General features: G+C 74.0%; 15 protein-coding genes. 5 read left to right on the top strand and 10 right to left on the bottom strand.

Translation table 11 applies throughout. The features are described 5' to 3' along the window. Positions 1 to 51: 51 nt before the first annotated feature. Positions 52 to 1,176 (top strand): TDT family transporter, encoded by a 1,125-nt coding sequence (locus ACZ597_RS22040; RefSeq protein ID WP_471332638.1) that lies wholly within the window; start codon positions 52 to 54, stop codon positions 1,174 to 1,176. On the opposite strand, the gene ACZ597_RS22045 is transcribed toward ACZ597_RS22040, so the two are convergent. From ACZ597_RS22045 to ACZ597_RS22060, 4 genes are all read right to left on the bottom strand, one after another. Beyond that, on the bottom strand, positions 1,145 to 1,876 hold the full coding sequence (locus ACZ597_RS22045; protein WP_471332641.1) for a helical backbone metal receptor: 732 nt from the start codon (positions 1,874 to 1,876) through the stop codon (positions 1,145 to 1,147). The genes ACZ597_RS22040 and ACZ597_RS22045 overlap by 32 nt on opposite strands. 4 nt (positions 1,877 to 1,880) lie before the next feature. Beyond that, positions 1,881 to 2,549 (bottom strand): helix-turn-helix domain-containing protein, encoded by a 669-nt coding sequence (locus tag ACZ597_RS22050; protein WP_471332644.1) that lies wholly within the window; start codon positions 2,547 to 2,549, stop codon positions 1,881 to 1,883. A 129-nt stretch (positions 2,550 to 2,678) separates the two neighbouring features. Further along, entirely contained in the window at positions 2,679 to 4,670 is a 1,992-nt protein-coding gene (locus ACZ597_RS22055) for a Dyp-type peroxidase (protein ID WP_471332647.1), read from the bottom strand. Between the two features lie 51 nt (positions 4,671 to 4,721). After that, on the bottom strand, positions 4,722 to 6,131 hold the full coding sequence (locus ACZ597_RS22060) for a galactose oxidase-like domain-containing protein (protein ID WP_471332648.1): 1,410 nt from the start codon (positions 6,129 to 6,131) through the stop codon (positions 4,722 to 4,724). Positions 6,132 to 6,324: 193 nt separating this feature from the next. Between ACZ597_RS22060 and ACZ597_RS22065 the strand changes: the two genes are divergently transcribed. From ACZ597_RS22065 to ACZ597_RS22080, 4 genes are all read left to right on the top strand, one after another. Further along, positions 6,325 to 7,230, top strand: coding sequence for a 5'-3' exonuclease (locus ACZ597_RS22065; protein WP_471332751.1), 906 nt, complete (start codon positions 6,325 to 6,327; stop codon positions 7,228 to 7,230). A 50-nt stretch (positions 7,231 to 7,280) separates the two neighbouring features. Continuing rightward, entirely contained in the window at positions 7,281 to 8,126 is an 846-nt protein-coding gene (locus ACZ597_RS22070) for a siderophore-interacting protein (RefSeq protein ID WP_471332650.1), read from the top strand. Positions 8,127 to 8,338: 212 nt separating this feature from the next. Further along, a complete protein-coding gene (locus tag ACZ597_RS22075) occupies positions 8,339 to 9,895 on the top strand; it encodes a serine hydrolase (protein ID WP_471332652.1) in 1,557 nt (518 codons plus the stop codon). A gap of 18 nt (positions 9,896 to 9,913) precedes the next feature. Further along, positions 9,914 to 10,882 (top strand): pseudouridine synthase, encoded by a 969-nt coding sequence (locus ACZ597_RS22080; protein ID WP_471332654.1) that lies wholly within the window; start codon positions 9,914 to 9,916, stop codon positions 10,880 to 10,882. Positions 10,883 to 11,078: 196 nt separating this feature from the next. Here the strand turns inward: ACZ597_RS22080 and ACZ597_RS22085 are convergent, their stop codons facing one another. The 6 genes from ACZ597_RS22085 to ACZ597_RS22110 form a co-directional block, all read right to left on the bottom strand. After that, complete coding sequence (locus tag ACZ597_RS22085) at positions 11,079 to 13,931, bottom strand: DEAD/DEAH box helicase (protein ID WP_471332656.1); 2,853 nt, start codon at positions 13,929 to 13,931, stop codon at positions 11,079 to 11,081. 46 nt (positions 13,932 to 13,977) lie between these two features. After that, positions 13,978 to 14,865: a diacylglycerol kinase gene (locus ACZ597_RS22090; RefSeq protein ID WP_471332658.1), complete on the bottom strand. Its 888-nt coding sequence runs from the start codon at positions 14,863 to 14,865 to the stop codon at positions 13,978 to 13,980. Positions 14,866 to 14,882: 17 nt separating this feature from the next. Further along, positions 14,883 to 15,848 carry a twin-arginine translocase subunit TatC gene (gene tatC / locus ACZ597_RS22095; RefSeq protein WP_471332660.1) on the bottom strand — a complete coding sequence of 322 codons (966 nt, stop codon included), beginning with the start codon at positions 15,846 to 15,848 and terminating at the stop codon, positions 14,883 to 14,885. Positions 15,849 to 15,902: 54 nt separating this feature from the next. Then, on the bottom strand, positions 15,903 to 16,193 hold the full coding sequence (tatA, locus tag ACZ597_RS22100; protein ID WP_471332663.1) for a Sec-independent protein translocase subunit TatA: 291 nt from the start codon (positions 16,191 to 16,193) through the stop codon (positions 15,903 to 15,905). A gap of 210 nt (positions 16,194 to 16,403) precedes the next feature. Further along, positions 16,404 to 16,604, bottom strand: coding sequence for a hypothetical protein (locus tag ACZ597_RS22105; protein ID WP_362472120.1), 201 nt, complete (start codon positions 16,602 to 16,604; stop codon positions 16,404 to 16,406). 23 nt (positions 16,605 to 16,627) lie between these two features. Then, entirely contained in the window at positions 16,628 to 16,861 is a 234-nt protein-coding gene (locus ACZ597_RS22110; protein WP_007263172.1) for a CpXC domain-containing protein, read from the bottom strand. Between the last annotated feature and the right edge of the window lie 3 nt (positions 16,862 to 16,864).

The following is a 16,864-nucleotide window of genomic DNA, read 5'->3' on the forward strand; positions in this document are numbered from 1 at the left end:
TAGAAGTACGGCCTCTGCCGTACGGCCCTGGTCGACGGGGACGCTGGACCCATGGCCACCACCACCGTGCGACCCCGCACCGTCATCACCCTCGCGCCCCGGACCCACAAGGCCCCCGCGCTGCGCCACCTCGGCCCCAACTGGTACGCCTCCGTCATGGGTACGGCGATCATCGCGAACGCCGGGGCCACCCTCCCCTACCAGCTCCCGGGCCAGCGCGTGGCCTGCCAGCTCGTCTGGGCGCTGTCCGCCGTGGCCCTCGCCGTCCTGCTGACCGCCCGAGCCGGGCACTGGCTGCACCACCGCGACCAGGCCCGCGCCCACCTCCTGGACCCGGCCGTCGCCCCCTTCTACGGGTGCCTGGCGATGGCCCTGCTGGCCGTCGGCGGCGGCACGCTCATCGTCGGCAAGGACCTGATCGGGACCGGCGCCGCCGTGGCCGTCGACACCGTGCTCTTCACCGCCGGCACCCTGACAGGCCTGGTCGTGGCCGTCGCCGTGCCCTACCTGATGGTGGTCCGGCACAAGGTCGAGGCCTCGCAGGCCTCCCCCGTCTGGCTGCTGCCCGTGGTCTCGCCCATGGTCTCCGCCGCCGTCGGCCCCCTGCTGGTCCCCCACCTGCCCGCCGGGCAGCCCCGCGAGGCCCTGCTGCTGGCCTGCTACGCCATGTTCGGCGTGAGCCTCATGGCCACCCTGCTGCTGCTCCCGCTGGTCTTCGGCCGGCTGATCGTGAGCGGCCCCCTGCCCCTGGCGCTGACCCCCGCGCTCTTCCTGGTCCTCGGCCCCCTCGGCCAGTCCACCACCGCCGTGAACCAGCTCGCCGACGTGGCGCCCGGCGCCGTCGACGCCTCCTACGCCCACGCCCTCGGCGCCTTCGCGGTGGTCTACGGGGTGCCCGTGATGGGCTTCGCCCTGCTGTGGCTGGCCCTGGCCGCCTCGATGCTGGTCCGGGCCGCCCGGAACGGCATGGGCTTCGCGATGACCTGGTGGGCGCTGACCTTCCCCGTCGGCACCTGCGTCACCGGCGCCGCCGGGCTGGCCCGCCACACCGGGCTGGACGCCTTCGCCTGGCTGGCCACCGCCCTGTTCCTCGGCCTGGTCACCGCCTGGCTGCTCGCCGCCGTACACACCCTGCGCGGGCTGGTCAGCGGCCGGCTGCTGCCGAGGAACGCCTGATCGCCGCCCCCAGAACCGCCGGGGCCTCCGCCAGCGAGGGCCCGTACCAGGTCAGGTGGCGCCCGCTGACGAGGGCGGCCCGGAGGTCCGGAAAGGCCTCGGGGCCGTCCCCGGCGGTGAAGGCGTAGGGCTCGTCCGGGAGCACCACCAGATCGCAGCCGCTCGCCGTCAGCTCGGCGAGCGGCACCTTCGGGTACCGCTCCGGATGCCCGGAGTGGACGTTGCGCACTCCGAGGCGGGCCAGGAGGTCGCCCGCGAAGGTGTCGCGGCCCAGCACCATCCAGGGCCGCCGCCAGATCGGCACGAAGGCGGTGAGCGGGCCGACGGGCTCCACCGCCGCCCAGGCCTCCTCGGCCCGGTCCAGCCACTCGGGCCGCTCCAGCCCCAGCGCGCCGATCAGGACCCGGTCCAGCTCGGCGAAGGCCTGTGGCAGGTCCCGGACCTCGGTGACCAGCACCTCCAGCCCGGCGGCGCGCAGCGCGTCCAGGTCCGGGGCCCGGTTCTCCTCCTCGTTGGCGATCACCAAGTCCGGGCGCAGCTCCACGACCGCCCGTACGTCAGGGTTCTTCGTCCCCCCGATCCGTACGGCGCCGCCCAGGTCCGCCGGGTGCGTGCACCAGTCGGTGACCCCGACGAGCCGTCCGGGGGCGGACACCGCCACCGCCTCGGTCAGGGACGGTACGAGCGAGACGACGCGCACCGGCTCAGTGCTCCGGCGAGGGCGGCTCGGAGGTGGCGTGGATGTGGTCGCCGACGGCCACGACGAGGAGCCTGGTGTCGTCGCCGGCGGCCCGCCAGCGGTGGCGCACCCCGCCGGACAGGAACAGCGCGTCGCCGCACTCCAGCCGGTACGCCCGGCCCTCGGCCTCCACCTGGCAGGCGCCGGAGACCACGTACATCAGCTCGTCGTTGCGGTGCTGGTACTCGCGGCCGGCGTCCTGGTCGCCGGTGAACTCCAGCGCGTGCAGCTGGTGGTGACCGCGCACGAGGGGGCGTACGCCCATCACCGGGGTGAGCCCGGACTCGTCCCCCGCCCGTACGAGGTCCACCGTGCGCGCGGTGTCGGAGGCGGCCAGCAGGTCCACGGCCGTGGTCTCCAGCGCGTCCGCGACCCGCTCCAGCGAACGCATGCTGGGGCGGGCGCGCTCGTTCTCTATCTGGCTCAGGAAGGGGACGGACAGGCCGCTGCGCGCCGAGACGGCGGCGAGGGTCAGGTGCAGCGCGCGGCGCCGTTTGCGCACGGCGACGCCGACCCGCAGCGGCTCCTTGGAGTCCTTCTCCTTGTCGTTGGCGTCGGGCGCGCCCGCTCTCGCGGGCGCGTACTCCCTGCCGTCCGTGGCGTCCGCGATGTTTCCGTCTTCCTTGCCGTTCATGTCGGGGCTGCCCTCCCCTGTCCTCATCGCACATCGGTGTGCTGTAAGCACCTTACGCAGCAACCGCCCCCGGATTCGCGCGCAAGAGCCCTCCGGGCCTCGACCCGGCGGATTCCCGTGGGTCCCCCGTCACCCTACGTGGCCCCCGCCCTCGCGCCACAGCGCACGGTCACCGGCGAGGATCACCATGTCACCGGCCGGACGGACCAGCAGCCGGGCTCCCGGGTGGCCGGCGGTGCCGCTGCTCCACAGGTTCGACCCGTCGGCGGCGCGCACGGTCAGGTCGCCGTCGGCGGAGAACACGGCCTCCTTCCCCTTCCCCCCGGTGCCCGCGTTCCACAGCCGGTTGCCGCCGGAGTCGAGCAGGACGAGGTCCCCGTCGGCCTGGAGGGACAGCCGCACGGCCCCCGCGTCCAGGACGTCGCCGGCGCGCAGGACGGTGCCGCCGTGGACCTCGACGGAGCGGTCGAGCCTGCCTTCGGCCAGGGCGCGCAGGGTGGGCAGCGAGGGCGTGAAGGCGTAGAGGGCGCCCTCGGTGCGGACGAACCGGCCGAAGCCCAGGGTGGTGGCGCGGCTGCCGGTCGCGGACTCGGCCTCGAAGGTGACGGGCGATTCCGGGCCCAGGACCGGATCCGCTCCGACGCGGGGGTTGCGGGCGGGCGGGAAGTCGAGGTCGTTGATCCACCGCTTGGTGAGGAACTCGAACTGCTGCACCAGGTCTGCCTGGTAGCCGACGAAGACCAGGCCGCGCGGGGCCTCCTGCTCGTGGGCGGGCCGGTCGAAGTCGTAGGCGGGGCCGTACGGGATGCCGCGCCGGATGATCCGCCGTCCGTCGAGTTCGGCGGCGGCCAGCGGCGGCCGGCCGGGGGTGAGGACGAGGCCGTCGCGCGGGTTGCCCTTGCGGATGTGGGCGAACAGCGGGGTGTGCCAGCCGTCGGGGTCGCCCGCGTACTTGAGGGCGGCGTCCGGGTCGGTGCCGAGAGGGGCGGGCTGCTCGGCGAGCGGGCAGCCCGCGATGGGGGTGCCTCCGGGCCAGCGGCCGACGAGGCGGGCGGCGACCCAGGTCTCGGTGGCCTCCGGCGGCGCGGCCCCGGCCTTCTTCAGGTCGGCCAGCCGCTCCCGGGCCTGGGCCCACCAGCCGGGTACGTCCTGGGCGAGCCGGCGGACCACCTGGAAGGAGCCGCCGGTGGCCCATGCGGGCAGTCCGGCGGGCCGGCGCCCGACCTTCTCCTGCCCCACGAGGAACTCCCCGGGCGGCACGAGCCGGGTGCCGGGCTTGCCCTTCACGGTGGTCGCGTCGGCCGGGTCTGGGGCGTGGAAGCCGCGCACGCCGGGCTGGCTGATGCCGTCGGAGAAGCCGAAGTGCTCGTGCCCCTTCAGCGCCCCGGGGAGCTTGCCCGCGTTCTGCCGGAAGACGACCTCGCCGCCAGCCGGGCCGAGGGCCTTCTTGTGGCGGGCGACCGCGGCGGCGAGCCGGGCCGGGTCGTCCGCGGAGAGGCTGAGTACGGCGTGCACGGCGCGCTCGGGCTCCTCGGCGCCGAACAGCCAGGTGTGCGGGGCGCTGTCGCCGGTGTCGCCGAGCGCCTCCGCGCGCTCGGCGGGGCCCTGCGCGAACGCCTCGGCGGTGCTGCCGGCGGGCAGGGCCGGGAAGGGATCGCGCCCGGCGAGCAGGCTCAGCCCGGCGTGGGTCAGGGACAGGCCGGTCCACTGGGCGGAGAGCCCGGCCGGGTCGGCGCCGCCCGCCTTGAGCCGGGCCGCGCTGAAGGCGGCGTTGAAGCGGGCCATCTCCTCGGTGGTCGAGATGTCCGGCAGCAGCCGGCCCAGCCAGGTCCGGGCCCGCTCGGCGTCGTGGAAGTGCAGGAGCAGCAGACAGGCGTGGTCCTTGCGGGAGCCCGCGAGGACGTCGCCCTGGATGGTGCGGTCGGCGCGCAGGGGCAGGGCGGCGGACTCGGCGGCGGCAGGGGCGGGCCCGGCAGCCGTCCCCGCCGTACCCGGCGTCGCCGCTGTCGCCGCGCTCGCCGCTCCGGCGGCGTACGGGCACACGGCCAGCGCGGCGGCGGCCGCCGCCCCGGCCCGGATGACGGTTCTGCGGGCGGGGGTGAGGGGCTGCGCGTCGTCCATCGGGTCTCCTGGGTGTGGGGCGGAGGAGGCGGGGGTGCGGGGGCGGCCGGCTCAGGTCAGCCGGACCCAGCGCGCGACGCTGGGCACGCCCTTCGCGTCGAGGAGGAAGAGCATGTGGTGGCCGGGGGCCGCGGACGCGGGCGGGGCCTGGAGGGTGAGGAGTCCGCCCTCCCGCCGCTCGATGCGCAGTTCGACCTGCCTGCGGCCGGCTCCGGTGCCGGCGGTGTGCGGGGCGCCCGACGGGGCCAGCAGCACGGCCCGCCGTACCCGGTCCGGGGTGCCGGTGCGCACCAGGAAGCGGTCGCCGGGAGCGAGGGGTGCGGCCGGCACCTCGTCGAGCCGGGGCCGGGGCCCCTGGTGCAGGTAGGCGGGCTCGTAGATCTCGATGGTGCCGTGCATGTCGTCGCGGAGGTCCGCGTCGTGGGCGGTCTGCTGGAGTTCGTCACCGGTGATCACGACGCGGCCGTCGGGCAGGAGCAGGGCGCCGGCGTGGTGGCCGCGCGGCAGCCGCTGCACCGGGCCGAGCCGCCAGCCGCCCTTGGTGTCGCGCAGCTCCAGCTGGCGGAACCTCAGATCGGGGGCGGGGGTGAGCAGGCCGCTCGCGTAGTCGTGGATGTCGTAGGCGCCGCTCGCGGTGAGCAGGGTCCCGTCGGGCATCAGGACGGTGTTGTCGCCGGGGCGGCCCGCGGCGGGCGCGTACGAGGGGCCGGCGGCCGCGAGGGGGTGCCCGAGCACGGGGAAGCGTTCCATCGCCGGGGCCCTGGTCCCCCACAGCGGCCCGGCCCCGCCCGGGAAGGGCGTCCGGCGGGCGGTGGCCGTCTCCTGCTCGCGGCTCCAGGTCTCGGTCCAGGGGTCGAAGACCAGCGAGAGCCCGCCGTCGGCGGTGCCGCCGAAGACGCCCAGGCGGCCGCTGGGCAGCAGGGAGTGGCCGGTGCGGAAGAACAGGGCGGTCGGGGGCGGGGTGACCTTCGTGAACGAACCGGCCCCGGTGCCCTTCGCGGGGTCCCACAGGAAGGCCCGGCCGGCGCCGGTGTGCTCGAAGGAGAACAGCAGCACCTTGCCGGTGGGGAGCAGGGCGGTGTGCGCGCCGAAGTCCGGGGAGTCGAAGTACTCCGTGAACGCGCCGTACACCGCGGGGCGGAAGCCCGCGTTCGCCCTGGCCTGGGACTCGGTCAGCGACTTGAGGCGGGCGGCCCTTGCGGCGTCCGGGCGGTCGGCCTCGTCGCGCATCGCGAGGCGGGTACGGGCGTGCGCCTCGGCGAGCTCGGGGCCCAGGCCGCGCGACTCCGCCGGCGACACCTCCCGGCGGACCCGCTCGCGCAGCTCGCCGGGACTCAGCCGGGCCGCGGCGGGGCCGGCGGCCGGATCCGGGGCCCCCTCGCGGGCCGCGGCGGAGCCGGCGTGGAGCAGGGACAGCACGGTGCTCGCGACGAGGACGCGGGCGACTCCGCGACGGGGCATGCGGCACCCTCACAGGACGGGGACGGGCACGGCCGGACGGGCGGAGCGCCCTGCCGGTGATCCACACCCTCCGCGAGGGTGCGCGAACGCGCGCGCCGGGCGAACTGTTTGAGTGACGATCAGGTCACCCGGGGTGACCCGGGCGTGCCGTCGGCGGTGCGGCATCATCGTCTGCGTGACGACACGACGCCTGATGCTCCTGGACACCGCCTCCCTCTACTACCGCGCCTACTTCGGCGTGCCGGACTCCGTGAAGGCCCCCGACGGCACTCCTGTCAACGCCGTGCGCGGGCTCCTCGACTTCATCGGGCGGCTGGTGCAGGACCACCGCCCGGACGACCTGGTGGCCTGCATGGACGCCGACTGGCGGCCGCACTGGCGGGTGGAGCTGATCCCGTCCTACAAGGCGCACCGGGTCGCGGAGGAGACGGAGACCGGCCCGGACGTGGAGGAGACCCCGGACACCCTGGCCCCGCAGGTGCCGATCATCGAGGCGGCGCTGGACGCGTTCGGCATCGCCCGGGTGGGGGTCGCCGGGTACGAGGCGGACGACGTGATCGGAACCCTCACCGCCAGGGCCACCGGCCCGGTGGACATCGTCACCGGCGACCGGGACCTCTACCAGCTGGTGGACGACGCCCGGCAGCGCCGCGTGCTGTACCCGCTCAAGGGCGTGGGGACGCTCCAGGTGACCGACGAGGCGTGGCTGCGCGAGAAGTACGGGGTGGACGGCCCCGGGTACGCGGACCTCGCGCTGCTGCGCGGCGACCCGAGCGACGGCCTGCCGGGCGTGCCGGGCATCGGCGAGAAGACGGCGGCCAAGCTGCTGGACGCGTACGGGGACCTGGCCGGGATCGTCGCGGCGGTCGGCGACCCGAAGTCGAAGCTGACCCCCACCCAGCGCAAGCGCCTGGACGAGTCCCGTCCGTACCTCGCCGTCGCCCCCAAGGTCGTCCAGGTGGCCTCGGACGTCCCGCTGCCCGCCTTCGACCCGGCCCTGCCCCAGTTCCCCGCCCGTCCCGAAATGGTCGACGCGCTCGCCCGTCGGTGGGGTCTGGGAGGAGCGGTGTCACGTCTGAGCAGCGCGCTGCGCCCATGAGATGCTAGGTTAGGTAATCCTAAGCTTCGTAAGTCGTAAGGGGAGACACCGTGGCAGAAGGACGCGCCCGCACCGTCGGCACCGCAGTCGTCGTGAGCACCGAACGGCTGACGCCGCACATGGTCCGCCTCGTGCTGGGCGGCGACGGGCTGGCCGGCTTCGGCGCGGGCGCGCATTCGGACCACTACGTGAAACTCCTCTTCGCACCCGAGGGCGTGCGGTACGCCGAGCCGTGGGACATGGACGTCATCCGCGCGACGCACCACCGCGAGGCCTGGCCCCGCCAGCGCGCGTACACCGTCCGGGCCTGGGACCCGGCCCGCCTGGAACTGACCCTCGACTTCGTGGTCCACGGGGACGAGGGCCTGGCCGGCCCCTGGGCGGCCCGCGTCCGGCCCGGCGAACTCGTCCACTTCCTCGGCCCCGGCGGCGGCTACGCCCCGGACCCCCTGGCGGGCTGGCACCTCCTCGCCGGCGACGAGAGCGCGCTGCCGGCGATCGCGGCGTCGATGGAGCGGATGCCGCGGGGCGCGCGGGTGCACGCCTTCATCGAGATCGACGGCCCGGCGGACGAACAGGACGTCCGCACCCCGGACGGCATCACCCCGGTGTGGCTGCACCGCGGCGACCGCCCGGTGGGCGCGGCCCTGGTCGAAGCGGTCACCTCCCTGCACTTCCCGTCCTCGGACGTGCACGCCTTCGTCCACGGCGAGGCGGGCTTCGTGAAGGAACTCCGCCGGCACCTCCGCCTGGACCGGGGCGTGGCGCGCGAGCGGCTGTCGATCTCCGGGTACTGGCGCCTCGGCGAGACGGACGAGGGCTGGCGCGCGATCAAGCGCGACTGGAACGCCGCCGTCGAAGCCGAACAGGACGTCCCCACCCCGGCCGCCGCCTGAGGCTCGGCCGCTGCGCGGGGTCGGCCCGGCCGGCGAAATCCAGCCTCGCCGGCGTTCGGGGCGGGGAGGGTCTGGGGGCGGAGCCCCCCAGGGGGTCCGGGGGCACAGCCCCGGGGGAACGGGCGAAGGGCGGGGCGGGGAGCAGCCCGCGCAGCGGCACACCCACCCGCTCCCGAGCGGCGCGCCGCGGGCGCAGGGCGGACAATGGCCCCATGCGTACGCTCCGCGCGGCCGGACTCGCCGGGGCCGCGGTGCTGCTGGTCTCCGCGGCCACCGCGGCAGGGGCCGCGCCGCCGGGGCCCACTCCACCGCCACCCCCCGCGCCCCGCCTCACCGACGCCGCCGTCGCCGCCGCGATCGCCCGGCTCGACGCCACCATCGCCGACGGCATGCGCCGCACCGGCGTCCCCGGCGTCTCCGTGGCCGTCGTCCACGACGACGAGGTGGTCTACCTCAAGGGCTTCGGTCTCCGCCGCACCGGCGACACCGCCAAGGTCGGCCCCGACACCGTGTTCCAGCTGGCCTCCGTCTCCAAGCCGGTCACGTCCACCGTCATCGCCGGGACCCTGACCTCCCCCGAGGCCTGGGACGAGCCCATCGCCGGCACCCTCCCCGGCTTCGCCCTCAAGGACCCCTGGGTCACCTCGCACGTCACCCCCGCCGACCTGCTCTCGCACCGCAGCGGGCTCCCCGACCACGCCGGTGACCTCCTGGAGGACCTCGGCTACGACCAGGCGTACATCCTCGGCCACCTCCGCGAGGAGCCGCTGACCCCCTTCCGCGCGAGCTACGCGTACACCAACTTCGGGTTCACCGCCGCCGCCGAGGCCGTCGCCCGCGACCACGGCGTCAGCTGGCAGAAGCTCAGCGAGGACACCCTCTTCAGGCCCGCCGGGATGACCCGCACCAGTACCGAGTTCTCCGCCTACGCCAAGGCCCCGGACCGGGCCTCCGGCCACGTGAAGAACCCCGACGGCACCTGGAGCCCCCGCTACGTCCGCGACGCCGACGCCCAGACCCCGGCCGGCGGGGCCAGCTCCACCGCCCGCGACATGGCCCGTTGGCTGCGGCTCCAGCTGAACACCGGCACCCTCGACGGGAAGCGCGTCATCCCCGCCGACACCCTCGCCCGCACCCGGGTCCCCGAGATCGTCTCCCAGGCCCAGACCCCGCGCGGCACCCCGCAGTTCTACGGGCTCGGCTGGAACGTCAACTACGACGACGCCGGCCGGCTGCGCCTGAGCCACTCCGGGGGCTTCGAGCTCGGCGCCAACACCAACGTCACGATGGTCCCGCTGGAGCGCCTCGGCATCGTCGTCCTGACCAACGGCTCGCCCGTCGGCCTGGCGGACTCCGTCGCCCTGGACTTCTTCGACATCGCCGAGCACGGCAAGCCGACCGCCGACTGGATGGCGATCATCGCCGGCGCGTACCGGCAGCTGGACGACGCGGTCCGGTCCGACACCGACTACGCCCACCCCCCGGCCGGCGCGAAGCCCGCCCGCGACGACAGCGTCTACACCGGCACGTACGAGAACCCGTACTACGGCCCCCTCACCGTCACCGCCGACCCCTCCGGCAAGGGCCTGGTCCTCTCCCTCGGGCCGAAGCCGATGCGCTTCCCCCTGACCCACTACGACGGCGACACCTTCAGCTTCGAGACCGCCGGCGAGAACGCCGTCGGCCGTACCGGGGTGTTCTTCTCCGACGGCACGGTCCGCGTCGAGTACCTCGACCAGAACCACCTCGGCACCTTCACCCAGAAGTAGCCGCCTACCCTGGTCCCGATGACCCGCAGATCCCACATCCCGCCCGCACCCCTCCCCCAGCAGGCCGGCATCGACCCGGTGCGGATGCGCCTGCCCCCCGACCACGAGGGCCGGTGGCCGACGCTCGGCGCCTACCTGACCGAGCGTTACGCAGGCACGCGCGGCTCCGAGTCCATGGCCCGCCTCCTCGCCGACGGCCGGGTGCTGGGCGAGGGCGGACGGGTGCTGCGGCACGAGGACCCGTACGAGCCGGGCGGCTGGCTCTGGTTCCACCGGGACATGCCGCCCGAGCCGCCCGTACCCTTCCCGATCGGCGTGGTCCACCGCGACCGGCACCTCCTGGTGGTGGACAAGCCGCACTTCCTGGCGACCACCCCGCGCGGCAGCCACGTCACCGAGACCGCCCTGGCCCGGCTGCGCCGGGAGCTGGACCTGCCGGCGCTGAGCCCCGCGCACCGCCTGGACCGGATGACGGCCGGGCTGGTCATGTTCAGCATCCGGCCCGAGGACCGCGGCGCCTACCAGCTGCTGTTCCAGGAGCGCCGGGTGCGCAAGGAGTACGAGGCCCTCGCGCCCCACGACCCGTCGCTGGAGCTGCCCCGGCTGGTCCGCAGCCACATCGAGAAGACCCGCGGGGTGATGGCGGCGGTCGAGGTGCCCGGCGCCGAGCCGAACGCCGAGAGCCTGGTCGAACTCGCGGAGGTCCGGGGCGGGCTGGGCCGCTACCGGCTGACCCCGCACACCGGGCGCACCCACCAGCTGCGGGTGCACATGAACTCCCTGGGCCTGCCCATCCTGGGCGATCCCGTCTACCCGGTGGTCGCTGAGGCGGCGGATCCGGCGGACTACCGGCGCCCGCTCCAGCTGCTGGCCCGGACCCTGGCCTTCACCGACCCGGTCACCGGCACCCGGCACCGGCTGGAGACCGGGCTCACCCTCCAGGCGTGGGAGGACCGGGCGGGCTGGGAGGCCGGCCCGGCGGCGTGAGCCCCGCGATCCGCAGGGCCGCGTCGGCCGCGGCCTCCGCGAAGGCCGCGACCGGCCGCTCCGGATCGCGGCGGCGGACCAGCATGACGCCCTCGATCAGGCCGAAGACCAGGTTGTTTGCGCAGGGCCGGCCCGCCCGGTCCCGGGCCGGTTCGGCCCCGGCGGGAGCGGGCTTCGGACGAAGCCCCGAACGCGCCTATCCGACCGAGCTGTAGGCCACCACACCCCGCAGCAGGGCGTCGACGGCCTTGCGGGCGTTGCGCGCCACCGTGCTCCCGCCCGCCGAGGAGGGCGGGGCCGTCGAGGCGGGGGCCGCCTGCGCGATCTGCCCGAGGACGTCGATGACCTGCTTGCACCAGCGCACGAAGTCGCCGGCCGGCATCTCCGCCTCGCGCAGCACCTCGTCCAGGCTCTTGTCGGAGGCCCACTGGTAGGCCGCCCACGCGAAGCCGAGGTCCGGCTCGCGCTGGCCCACGCCCTCCGCCTGGTTGATGCGGTGCTCCTCCTCCAGCGCGTCGAGCCGGCCCCAGATGCGGACCATCTCGCCCAGCGCCGCCTTCGCCGCGCCGTTCGGCACCTTGGGCGGGGCCGCGTCGTCGGACTGCCGCGCCTCGAAGACCAACGCCGAGACGCAGGCGGCCAGTTCGGCGGGGTTCAGCCCCTCCCAGACGCCCTCGCGCAGGCACTCCGAGGCCAGCAGGTCCAGCTCGCCGTAGAGCCGGGCCAGCCGCTTGCCGTGCACGGTGACCTCGTCCTCGCGCAGGTAGTCCAGCTCGGTGAGCAGCGCGTGGATCCGGTCGAAGGTGCGGGCGATGGTGTTCGTCCGGCCCTCGATGCGCCGCTCCAGCTGCTGCGTGTCCCGCTTGAGCCGGTGGTAGCGCTCCGCCCAGCGGGCGTGGTCCTCGCGCTCGTCGCAGCCGTGGCAGGGGTGGGCGCGGAGTTCGGCGCGCAGCCGGGCGATCTCGCGGTCGTCGGCCGCGGCGGCCCGGCCCGGCCGGTGCCGCTTCGGGTCGATGTGGCCGGCCTTGTTGCGCAGCGCCGTCGCCAGGTCCCTGCGGGACTGCGGGGAACGGGCGTTGAAGGTCTTGGGGATCCTCATCCGGTCGATGGGCTCGACCGGGACCGGGAAGTCGATCGCGGCGAGCCGCTTGACCTGCCGCTCGGCGGTGAGCACCAGCGGGCGCGGGCCCTCGTGGTACTCGTACCCGCGGTGCCCGTTGCTCCGTCCGCCCGGCACGCCCGGGTCCAGGACCAGCGCGAGCCCGGCGAACTTGCCCGTCGGCACGTGGATGACGTCGCCCGGCTTGAGCTTCTCCAGCGAACCGGCCGCCTGTGCCCGGCGCTGGGCCGCGCCCTGCTTGGCGAGGTCGGTCTCGCGGTCCTTGAGGTCGCGGCGCAGCCGCGCGTACTCCTCGAAGTCCCCGAGGTGGCAGGTCATGCCCTCGCGGTAGCCGTCCAGGCCCTCCTCGTTGCGCTGGACCTGCCGGGAGATCCCGACGACCGAGCGGTCGGCCTGGAACTGCGCGAAGGAGGTCTCCAGCAGTTCGCGGGAGCGGTGCCGGCCGAACTGGGAGACCAGGTTGACGGCCATGTTGTACGAGGGCTTGAAGCTGGAGCGCAGCGGATAGGTGCGGGTGCCGGCGAGCCCGGCGAGCTGCACCGGGTCCATGCCGCGCTGCCACAGCACCACCGCGTGGCCCTCGACGTCGATGCCGCGCCGCCCGGCCCGGCCGGTGAGCTGCGTGTACTCGCCGGGGGTGATGTCGGCGTGCTGCTCGCCGTTCCACTTGACGAGCTTCTCCAGGATGACCGTGCGCGCGGGCATGTTGATGCCGAGGGCGAGGGTCTCGGTGGCGAAGACGGCCTTGACGAGGCCGCGTACGAACAGCTCCTCGACGACTTCCTTGAAGGTGGGCAGCATGCCCGCGTGGTGCGCGGCGATGCCCCGCTCCAGGCCTTCGAGCCACTCGTAGTAGCCCAGGACGTGCAGGTCCTCGGCGGGGATGGAGGCGGTCCGCTCCTCGACGATCTCACGGACCTTCAGGCGCGCGGTGTCGTCGTTGAGCCGCAGGCCCGCGTACAGGCACTGCTGGACGGCGGCCTCGCATCCGGCCCGGCTGAAGATGAAGTTGATGGCGGGCAGCAGGTTGTCGCTGTCCAGGCGGGCGATGACCTCGGGGCGGCCCGGCGTCCAGATCCGGCTGCGGGAGCGGCGCTCGCGCTCGCGGTCGGCCTCGCGGACCATCTTGCCGCGCCGCCGGTCCTTGGGGCTGTAGCCGCGGCTGTTCTCCTCGCGGGCCATGCGCAGCAGGTCGGGGTTGACCTCGCGGCGGGCGGAGCCGCGGCCGCCGTGGTCGGACTCCTCCTCGAAGAGGTCGTAGACCCGCCGGCCGGCCATCACGTGCTGCCACAGCGGTACGGGCCGCTCCTCGGAGACGATGACCTCGGTGTCGCCGCGGACGGTGTCGAGCCAGTCGCCGAACTCCTCGGCGTTGGAGACGGTCGCGGACAGCGAGACGAGGGTCACCGACTCGGGGAGGTGGATGATCACTTCCTCCCAGACGGCGCCGCGGAACCGGTCGGAGAGGTAGTGCACCTCGTCCATCACGACGTAGCCGAGGCCGCTGAGCGCCTGGGAGCCCGCGTAGAGCATGTTGCGGAGCACCTCGGTGGTCATCACGACCACGGGGGCGTCGCCGTTGACGCTGTTGTCACCGGTCAGCAGGCCCACCTTGGCGGCGCCGTAGCGCTTGACGAGGTCGGCGTACTTCTGGTTGGACAGGGCCTTGATGGGCGTCGTGTAGAAGCACTTGCGGCCCTGCTGGAGGGCGAGGTGCACGGCGAACTCGCCCACGATGGTCTTGCCCGAGCCGGTCGGGGCGGCCACCAGGACGCCCTTGCCGGCCTCCAGTGCCTTACAGGCCTCGATCTGGTACGGGTCCAGGTCGAATTCGTACATCTCGCGGAAGGGGGCCAGGGCGGAGGCCTCTTCGGCGGCGCGGATCCGGGCAGCGGCGTACCGCTCGGCGGGTGAGAGTTCTTCGGTCATCTTGTCTTCGAGCCTACCCGCCGCCTCTGACAACAGTCGCGATCATTTATGTGAGGAGCCGGACCGCCCCGGGGACGCACTCGGCGGTCACCGGGAGCGGGCCCAGCGGCTCCCCGTCGGCGTAGGCGGTGAGGTCCGGGGCTTCGAGGGTGACCTTGGCGGCGCGGTGGACGGTGACCTTGGGGTGGGACAGGTGCGTCCCCTTGTAGACCTGCGGGAACACCTTGAGCAGGGTGGCGCGCCCGCAGTCGCCGACCACGGTGACGTCGAAGAGCCCGTCGTCGGGCACGGCGTCGGCGCATATGCGCATCCCGCCGCCGTACGAGGAGCCGTTGCCGACGGCGACGAGGGTGGCCTCGGTCTCGATGACCGGGCCGTCGTCGAGGGTGATCCGGTACGGGAAGGGCCGGAAGGCGGCCAGCTCCAGGGCGATGGCCAGGTCGTACTTGAAGCGGCCCAGCGGCAGCCGGGTCCGGTTGCCGCGGTCGTTGACCCGCGAGTCGAAGCCGGAGCACAGCACGGTGCCGTACCAGCTGCCGGCCGCCCGGCCGAGGTCGATCTCCCGGATCCGGCTCTCCTTGAGGGCCTCGGCGGCCAGCCGGCCGGCCCCGGCGGGGTCGCGCACGGGCAGTCCGAGCGAGCGGGCGAAGTCATTGCCGGTGCCGACCGCGACCACCCCCAGCGGGACCAGCGTCCCGGCCAGGGCCTGGAGGGCGAGGGAGACCATCCCGTCGCCGCCCACCGCGATCACCGCTCCGGTGCCCTCGCGGACGGCGGCGCGCAGCCGGGCCAGGGCGTCGGCGGCGTCGGTGCCGACGACGGTCCGTACGGAGAAGCCGGCGGCCCGGAGCGCGGAAGCGGCCGGCTGCGCGGCGTGCGCGCCCCGGCCGCGTCCCGCGGTGGGATTGACGAAGAGGGTGATCTCAGCGCTCACCCACCGGAACCTACCTGTCAGGTGGCGTCGTCGTAACCGTTGATCTGGCGGCGTCCGCCGTCGTCCTGACCGGGCAGCGCAGAAGCGGACGGGGCCGCTCCGGTCGCGCCGATCGGGGCGGGGGTCAGGTCCAGCTCGGAGGCCTCGTCGTCGTCGAGGCCGGCGTCGGGGTCGTTGCGCTTGCGCCTGCGGTCGTTCAGCAGACAGATGCCCAGGGCGACGAAGTACAGGGCCACGATCGGGGAGGCCAGCGTCAGCATGGTCACCGGGTCACCGGTGGGCGTCGCGAACGCGGCGAAGACCGTGATGCCGAGCACCATGGCGCGCCACCAGCTGCCCAGCCGCTTCGCGGTGAGGACTCCGGTGAAGTTCAGCAGCACCAGCATCAGCGGCAGCTCGAAGGCGAGGCCGAAGACCACGACCATGCGCGTGACCAGGTCGAGGTAGTCGTCGACCGGGAGCAGGTTCTTGACGTGGTCGGGGGTGAAGCCGAGGAGGATCTCCGCCGTCTGCGGCAGGATCTTGTACGCGAGTACCGCGCCGGCGATGAAGAGCGGCGCGCCGACGGCGACGAAGCTCAGCGCGTACTTCTTCTCGTTGCGGTGCAGGCCGGGGGCGGCGAACGCCCACAGCTGGTAGAGCCAGACCGGGGCGGACAGCACGATGCCGGCGGACAGGCCGACCTTCAGCGCGATGGAGAAGGGCGCGGTCAGGCCGTTGGTGGTCATCTCGGCGCAGGGGGCGCCGTTGCGCTGGTGCGTGGCGCCGTTGGTGCAGCCCACGGACGACAGCATCGGCTCCAGCAGGAAGTCGATGATCGGCCGGTAGAAGTAGGCCGCGACGACCGTGACCACGATGATCGCCAGAACCGACTTCAGCAGCCGGTTCCTCAGCTCACGCAGGTGCTCGACCAGCGGCATCCGCCCTTCGGCGTCCTTCGCCTGCCGGTCTCGTTTCTCCTGCTTGCGGGCAGACTTGAGCAACCCACGTCCCTTGTCTCGTTGCAGATGACTGTCGTGACGGGCGACCGCCGCGCGTCAGCCCTGGGTGGTGCGGTTCGTCTCGTTCACGGGCCGGGCGCTGGTGACGTCACCGGGCGCGGCCTGGATGGTGCGCGGGGCGACGGGCTGCTGCGCGGCCTGGTCGGCGGGAGCGGCGGCGTCGGCCTCGGCCTCGCCGTCCTTCTTCATCGCCTTGGCCTCGCTCTTGAGGATGCGGGCCGACTTGCCGAGCGAGCGGGCCATCTCGGGGAGCTTCTTGGCGCCGAACAGCAGAACGATGACAGCGATGATCAGAAGGATCTCAAGGGGCTTCAGATTGCCGATCATGTGTGTCTTCCTTACTCACCGAAACGGCTGGTTTGTGGTGGCCTGGCGATACCGGACAAAGATCCGGTACCGCTCCGACATGGATCGTAACCCCCGCGGGTTAACGCCCGGCAATCCCCGGGGGTCTCCACGATTGCCTGCCGCACCGACGGTACGGGTCCGGCTCCACGGTTTCCATATCCAGAGGACCACATGCTCGTGGCGCCACCGCTACGGGGCCGCCGCCCGCCCGGCCCGGGCGAGGTCGGCGGCGGCCCGTTCCAGGTCGCCCGAGGCCTCGGTGATCCGGCGGCTGGCCAGCGCGACCTGCCCGGACAGCCGCCGCACCTCCAGGAAGACCCGCAGGGCGAGGACGGACAGGACGGCGAGCCCGAGGAATCCCAGGGCGATCGCGAGCATCGGCCACAGCATGCCAAGAGCCTAGCGCCCCGCCCTCACACGCTGCGCAGGGTGCTCACTCCCCCGCCCGTCAGCAGCTCCACGATGCGCTCACCGGCCGGTTTGCGGACCGCCGCCGCGCACTCGGGGCAGGTGAAGGAGTAGAACGTGGCGCGCCGGCTGCCGCCGATGGCCAGGCGCAGCGCGTCCGCCGCGAGCTCGAAGCGCGCCCGGCACTCGGGACAGGCGGCCTTGAACGTGACCGGTACGAGACCTGCTGAACGCGACATCGC

The sequence above is a fragment of the Streptomyces sp. NPDC040718 genome (genome assembly GCF_055593565.1).